Source organism: Roseiarcus sp. (genome assembly GCF_052145395.1).
Classification (GTDB): Bacteria; Pseudomonadota; Alphaproteobacteria; order Rhizobiales; family Beijerinckiaceae; genus Roseiarcus.
Genome location: NZ_JBKQOT010000070.1, coordinates 1 through 6,449 on the forward strand (window position 1 = coordinate 1; position 6,449 = coordinate 6,449).

Annotated in this window: 6 protein-coding genes; 5 read left to right on the plus strand and 1 reads right to left on the minus strand. The window is 64.3% G+C overall.

Translation table 11 applies throughout. The annotated features are described in order from the left end of the window. Window positions 1-258: 258 nt before the first annotated feature. The gene (locus tag ACLP25_RS02470; protein ID WP_442467658.1) at window positions 259-606 is read right to left on the minus strand and encodes a hypothetical protein; all 348 of its coding nucleotides are present in this window, start codon (window positions 604-606) and stop codon (window positions 259-261) included. Between the two features lie 342 nt (window positions 607-948). Here ACLP25_RS02470 and ACLP25_RS02475 point away from each other — a divergent pair, with 342 nt between their 5' ends. From ACLP25_RS02475 to ACLP25_RS02495, 5 genes are all read left to right on the plus strand, one after another. Further along, window positions 949-3,114: a hypothetical protein gene (locus tag ACLP25_RS02475; RefSeq protein ID WP_442467659.1), complete on the plus strand. Its 2,166-nt coding sequence runs from the start codon at window positions 949-951 to the stop codon at window positions 3,112-3,114. Between the two features lie 31 nt (window positions 3,115-3,145). Next, window positions 3,146-3,838 (plus strand): hypothetical protein, encoded by a 693-nt coding sequence (locus ACLP25_RS02480; protein ID WP_442467660.1) that lies wholly within the window; start codon window positions 3,146-3,148, stop codon window positions 3,836-3,838. A 184-nt stretch (window positions 3,839-4,022) separates the two neighbouring features. Beyond that, window positions 4,023-4,226 carry a YqaE/Pmp3 family membrane protein gene (locus ACLP25_RS02485; RefSeq protein ID WP_442467661.1) on the plus strand — a complete coding sequence of 68 codons (204 nt, stop codon included), beginning with the start codon at window positions 4,023-4,025 and terminating at the stop codon, window positions 4,224-4,226. 128 nt (window positions 4,227-4,354) lie between these two features. After that, window positions 4,355-4,978 carry a DEAD/DEAH box helicase gene (locus tag ACLP25_RS02490; protein ID WP_442467662.1) on the plus strand — a complete coding sequence of 208 codons (624 nt, stop codon included), beginning with the start codon at window positions 4,355-4,357 and terminating at the stop codon, window positions 4,976-4,978. Then, the gene (locus ACLP25_RS02495; RefSeq protein WP_442467663.1) at window positions 4,878-5,342 is read left to right on the plus strand and encodes a cache domain-containing protein; all 465 of its coding nucleotides are present in this window, start codon (window positions 4,878-4,880) and stop codon (window positions 5,340-5,342) included. Before ACLP25_RS02490 ends, ACLP25_RS02495 begins: the two co-directional genes overlap by 101 nt. Window positions 5,343-6,449: the final 1,107 nt, after the last annotated feature.

Here is a 6,449-nt window from a genome sequence, read left to right on the forward strand (position 1 = left end):
CACGGCGCCAGGGCCGGCGTCTCACGACGGCGACGACTGCGTGCAGTTGCCTCTGGCTCGCGGTTGCTACCATCTCGCCCCGCGAAGGACTTTCACCTCCAATCCAGTGCCCATGCCAGGCACACACGCGCGGCCTACGGCCGCCCTCTGTTGCGGAGCCATCGGCAAGAGTCTTTTCGAAGGGGATGAGGGCATGACCATGGGAGGATGTGACCTCAGCCCTCAAGGGTAAACTCCAGGGGGGCGTTTGTCTCATCATCATTGGCACGGAGGGAGCGGACGCACCGGATCGCCGAGCGTCGCAGGCTCCACGATGCACCGCAAATCCTCGATCAGCGTCGCGTCTTGGCTCGCCAGAGATCGGCGACCGCCGCCAGGCTGACGAACGCGGCCCGCCGGAAACGGCGCGCCATCGAGTTGCTTCAAGCCACGCCCGAGCGTCGAGCGCACGTAACCGGCGATCTTCGCGACGGCCTCCAGGCCTCCCCGCCCGGCCGCGCGAACCTCCCCCGCCGCGAACAATCGTCGCCGCCGCTCGTCGAGCTTCGAGCCGACGTCGTTCCAGCGGCGGCGAATCGCTTGCGTATCGATCATCCCCAAAGGCATAACGCCCTCCGACAAACCTCGGAATCCCCCCACCAAGCCAAATCACCCAAGCGCGCAAACCGAACAATCGATTCAATTGTTCCGGCGGGTGTCCTTAGGCTGGCGGATACCGTTCATGCGGCAAGCGCATTGGCGATCGGCGCGGCCGCTCTTGTGCCGCATGACCGGGATTTCTCCCGCAGGCGTTCGCTTGCTATCTTCGGTTGACGGCCGAGCGCTTGCTCGTCAAACGCCGTCCAGCAGGGAGTAGCCATGTCATCGATCGGCGCCAAGTTGCTTGACAGCCTACGCTCGGTTGAGCGGCCAGGGGATTTCCGCGTCGGCGGAATTCGAGAGGTCTTCATGCCCACAATCGATGTCGATGGGGTTGGCAGGATCGCCTTTCCGATCTTGTCCGCTCAAGCCGAGAGGCTCGTCGCAATTGCCGAGGCGGCCCCGTATGGCCGGGGCGAGGAGACGGTGGTCGATCGCGAAGTCCGGAGAACCTGGCAGGTCGATTCCGCCAGAGTCCGGATCGGAGGGCGTCACTGGGAGAAGACTTTGGGTGACCTCGTCGCGGACTTGGCCCTCGGACTCGGCGTCAGCGCGCCGCTTGCGGCGGACTTCTACAAGCTTCTGGTCTACGATGCCGGCAGCTTCTTCGTCGACCACCGGGACACCGAGAAGGTCCCCGGCATGTTCGCGACGATGGTGCTCGTGCTGCCCTCGACCCATGGAGGCGGCGGATTGGTCGTAAGGCATGCCGGACGGGAGGTGGCGCTCGACCTGCATCCGCAGGAGCCGTCGGAGATCGGCTTTGCGGGTTTCTATGCCGACTGCGTGCACAAAGTGCGGCCGGTTACGACGGGATTTCGTATTAACCTCGTCTATAATTTGCGTTTCGTCGACAAAAGCCGCCCGCCGGAGGCGCCCGATTATCGCGTCGAGCAGGCGCGGGTGGCGGAGGCGCTGCGGAGCTGGGCGAGCGTGGAGGACGAACCGGACAAGCTTATCCTGCCCTTGGAACATGCCTACACGCCGGCGGAGCTGTCATTCGGCGCGCTCAAGGGCGCCGATGCGGGCGTGGCGTCCGTGCTGGTCAAGGCCGCCGTGGAGGCGGATTGCGATCTCCACCTCGCCCTGGTGTCGATCGAGGAGAGCGGCAGCGCCGAGCATACCGGCTATTACGGCCGTCGCTGGGGTCGGGACGAAGATCACGAAGAGTTCCAGGTCTCCGAGGTGTTCGACCGGGCGCTGATCCTGTCCGAGTGGCGGCGTCCCGACGGCGGCGAGGCCAAGTTCGACGATTTTCCATTTTCCGAGGACGAACTGTGCCCACCCGACGCCTTCGAGGACCTTGCGCCGGACGAGGAGCATTTTCACGAGGCGACGGGCAACGAAGGCGCGTCCTTCGAGCGCACCTATCGCCGCGCAGGCTTCGTGTTGTGGCCCGGCGCGCGCAGGCTCGCGGTGCTGAATCAGGCCGGACTCCGCACGACGCTGCCGTATCTCGAAAATCTTACGGCGCGCTGGGAGTCGAGCAGCCCATCGATCCACTCGTCGCTTTGGCGTGAGGCCGATGAGCTTTCGGGGCACATGCTGAGCTCGTGGCCGCGCGCGTCCTTGCGTTCGGACAAAGACGATGAAGCCGGCAGGATGCTCGATTTGCTGGTCCGACTGGGGAATGTGAAGCGCATCGACGAGTGTCTCTCGGAGCTGTCCGCTGAAGGCCATTACGCTGCGTCCGACAATGCAGCGATCGTGCGGGCGGCCGCCCTGCTTCCGTCCGCGCGCGCAACGGAGCTGCTGGTCAGGATTGTCGGGCGTAACGCACCGGCCCATCTTAGCGCCTGCGGCGATCTGCTGCTGCGCTCCGTTTCGGCGCCGATGGGCGGCATGGACGACTTGGCGCGTATCGGCGCCGCCTTGATAGACGCCATGCCGGGCGACCCGACCAGGCGGGAAGAGATCGACCCTTGGATGCGGCCAAGGTCGGTGAGCCCGGGCTTCGTGGTCGATCTTCTGACGGCCACGAGCCGGATCGATGCGGGGCTCGCAGCGCGTGCGACCGAACGCCTGCTGGCCTGGCCGAAGACATACGGACCGGACGACGTGCTTGTGCCCGCCGCTCTCGCGCTCGCCAAGCTGGCGGAGAGCAAGTCCTGGCCCGCGGCGGCCCGCCTCCTAGAGGCGTCTCTCGACCATTTGCGCAGACGCATCGCTCTTCCGCTTGAGGCGCCGCGGGACTGGACCAGGGCCAACCCGCTCGAATGCCCATGCGCCGACTGCCGTGCGCTCGGCGCGTTCCTGGTTCAGCCGGATCAACAGCAGTGGCGCCTGAAGGCGACCCAGGATCGGAGGACCCATGTCGAGCAAAACGTACGGCACGCGACGTGCGACCTCGACCTCACCACCGAAAGACGCGGCAGCCCCCACACGCTCATCGCCACCAAGAACCAGGCCAGCTACCAGCGGCGCGCAAAGCAGCGCCGTCTGGATCTCGAGCATGTAGCGGCGCTGGGCGGATGAGACGGCGCCGCCGGCAATGGCGAGGCGTGGAATGAGCCGGAAGAACAAGGTTCAACTTGTCGATCGTGTCGCCAGGGCCGCTGAAGCGGCGCTTGCCGCCAAGAGCTTTGTGAGCGCCATAGACATCCTTGTCGGGATCGGGTGGCTTGATCCTGGAGCCCTGGAGCGCTGGCGGCGCGGGCAGGTGGATTGCCTGGAGGGAGCTGTCCAGGCCAATTTGTCACGGGTCTCCGAAGCGATGCGGCTGTTCCGGTCCTGGGCGACCGCGAAAGGGCTGTTCGCAAGCCCGACGGACTATGTCGCGCGGACGCCGCGCCGCCAGACGCTGCGCTTCAGCCGAAGCGGAAACGCCGCAATCGAGGCGGCGTATCGCACGCAATGGGTGTCGCCGGAGCTTTCCGAGAAAAAGCGCGAGCGCCTTGCGGAGAAGGCAAGCCGAGCGCCGGAACTCGTGGTTGTCCAGCCCCTCAACAGGGAGTGGCAATGCCATCGGTGCGGCGGCGGCGGCGATCTCCTGATGATGGAGGATCCCGGTCCGGCGTGCCTGCGCTGCGTCGGCCTCGATGATCTCGAGTATCTGCCGTCGGGCGACGCGCTGCTCACGCGGCGCGCGAAGGCCAAGAGCGCCCGGTATGCGGTCGTGGTCCACTTCAGCAGGACCCGCGGCCGCTACGAGCGACAGGGTCTGCTGGTCGAGCCGCGGGCCTTGGCGGATGCGCAGTGATGCGCAAATCTCGATCGTCAGCGATAGCGGCAAGGTGAACCGCACTGACCGCGCGTCCGCTAGGCTTCGTCTAGACCTGAACCAGGCCGCTCCCTTGAAATAACCGCGTTCGTTCTGTTCCCTGCGGCGGTGAAGGCCGACCCCGGCGGTGAGGTCCATCCATCAGAGGCCAAAGGATTGGGGTATGCGTTTGATCATCGCACTGATTTTGCCGTGGCTGACGTTTTTCACCATAGGCCGCCCTCTCTCGGGCCTCGTCTGCCTGATTCTCCAGGTCACGTTGATCGGGTGGCTGCCCGCGGCGATCTGGGCGGTTTACGCCCTCAGCCAATACAAGACCGATGAGAAGATCGACAGGGCCCTCCGGCAGCGGGCAGGGGGAGGTTGACCGTGAGCCGCGCGGCTCACGCCAGCTCCCCGGCTTGGGCGGCGGCCCTCGCAGATTCGGCCTGAAGCGCCATATCAAAGGGCGAACATCGGCGGCGCTCGCGCCGGCGTCCAAAATGGTGAAGGGAATTGCGAACCTCGATAGGAACTTGCGATGGCGGCGCCGGGTCCGCCCGGGAAGGACCGGACGGCCGCGGGGAGAATGGCGGCCTCGCCGGGCTTTTCCATCCCGCCGTCGCGGCGTGGTTTCAGCGCGCCTTTCGCACTCCGAGTCCGGCGCAGGCAGAAGCCTGGCCAGCGATCAAGGCCGGGCGGCATACGCTGATCGCGGCGCCGACTGGGTCGGGCAAGACGCTGGCCGCCTTTCTCGCCGCGATCGACGACCTCGTTCGCCAGGGCCTCGCAGGGACGCTCGCCGACGCGACCCAGGTCGTCTACGTCTCCCCGCTGAAGGCGCTCAGCAACGACATCCACCGCAACCTGGAGGCGCCCCTCGAAGGCATAAGCCTCGAACTCACGCGCGGCGGTTGGCCCGACGACAAGGGATCGACCCGGGCGCCGCCGGCGCGCTACTCTCAATCTGCTCGCCTCCAAAGGGTGCACGGTTTTTCGAGGCGGGCAGCCTTTCCGAATACCCACAGGGAGGAAGATCATGAATCGGCGTTCTGCTATTGCTCTCGTTTCGGTACTGCTGTGCTTGGGATTTGGGCTTTCCGGCGTTGCCGTCGCGCAACAAACCGGCACAGCAGCTGAGGCCAAGACCATGCTGGAAAAGGCGGTCATGGAGCTAAAGGCCGACCAAGCCGCGGCCATCAGCAAATTCAACACGTCCGATGGTGGATTTAGAGATCGTGACCTTTACGTTTACTGTTTCGAAATGGGGACCGGCAAATTCACCGCCCATGTCAACCCTGCCATGATGGGTACGGACGTGAGAGCCCTCAAGGAAAAGGACGGCTCTCCGTTGGGTCAGAAGGTCTACGACGCAGCAAAAGAAGGAACGCTCACGACGGTCGATTACAACTTCCCGAAGCCTGGCGGCACTGACCCGGTGCCGAAGGAAGCGTATGTCACCCGCATCGGCGGCCAAGGCTGCGCCGTCGGCTTTTACAAGTAGATGACTCTATAGAAAATGATCTTGTGGGGAGCCGAACTTCGGCTCCCCAGTTCATCAATCGAGACAGAGGCCCTTTGGTTGCCCTTCCGAGCATTCACGGAGTCCTCGGCGGGGCAAGTCCTAGTCCCAGACTCAAAACCTCTCTCGTGAGGGCCCAACCCCTTAGATCCTAACTTACGGAAAATCCGGAACTCTTGATCTTTGCACCGTGCCGGTCGTCCGCTTCGGGTCGATTTGGCGCGTTTGCCAGCCCGTCCGGGAATGCCCGCTCCTTGCGCACTCCGGACGGCTGGAGTCGACGTGAAGCGGACGTTGATTGCCGGGCAGCGATCGAAGCGGCCTTGCGCGAAGTCCGATAGCCCAAGAAGCTGAGACCACCGAAGCCCAGAGTAAAGCCTCAGCCTCATTTATATTTACCTTGCCGTAGCAGAGAATATGTGATTTGCTGGTTTGAAGCGCCCCCGCTTGTGGCGGCACGACGGCGCTGGGAGAGATTATTCTACCCCCCGATAAGTGGATAGAAGCGCCGAGCGCACATTGTGTCTCGGGTGTTGTGCGCCGCGCGCAGTTTCCCGCAAATTGTTGAATTGCCGGCAGTGCCTCCACGTCTACCCTTCGAGGAGCAGGAGCATGCGTTACTTTTTGAAAGCTTCCGGAATTGCGGCTGCCGTCGCGTTTGCAGCGTTCGCGCCAGGCGCCGTCGCCCAAAAGATCACTTACACTCTCACTTGTCAGGCGGTCCGCGGTAGTGCGCCCGAGCCGCTCGGAGATCGCGAGGACCATTCGATCCAGATTGACGAGGTCAGTTGTCGCGTCGATTCTACGCATGGCGGCCGTCCGCGCCCGGGACGCATATTACTGGCCCGTCCCCCGTGAATAAGGTCCTGACCACTGACGGCCGTTGTGGCAACCTTGGCGCATAGTGACGCCGCGAAGGATCAACCCCTTGAACGGAACCATCCTGATCTATGGGGCGACCGGGCTACACCGGCAAGCTGATCGCGAAGGTGGCGGCCGACCAGGGCGCGCGTCCGATTCTGGCCGGACGCAATCTCGCAAAAGTCAATGCGGTCGCAAGGCCGCTCGGCCTCAACGCGCGAGCGTTTG

Coding starts and splice junctions, on each gene's coding strand:
- ACLP25_RS02480 (WP_442467660.1), top strand. CDS start 3,146: ATGAGCCGGAAGAACAAGGTTCAACTTGTCGATCGTGTCGCCAGGGCC.
- ACLP25_RS02485 (WP_442467661.1), top strand. CDS start 4,023: ATGCGTTTGATCATCGCACTGATTTTGCCGTGGCTGACGTTTTTCACC.
- ACLP25_RS02475 (WP_442467659.1), top strand. CDS start 949: ATGCCCACAATCGATGTCGATGGGGTTGGCAGGATCGCCTTTCCGATC.
- ACLP25_RS02470 (WP_442467658.1), bottom strand. CDS start 606: ATGCCTTTGGGGATGATCGATACGCAAGCGATTCGCCGCCGCTGGAAC.
- ACLP25_RS02495 (WP_442467663.1), top strand. CDS start 4,878: ATGAATCGGCGTTCTGCTATTGCTCTCGTTTCGGTACTGCTGTGCTTG.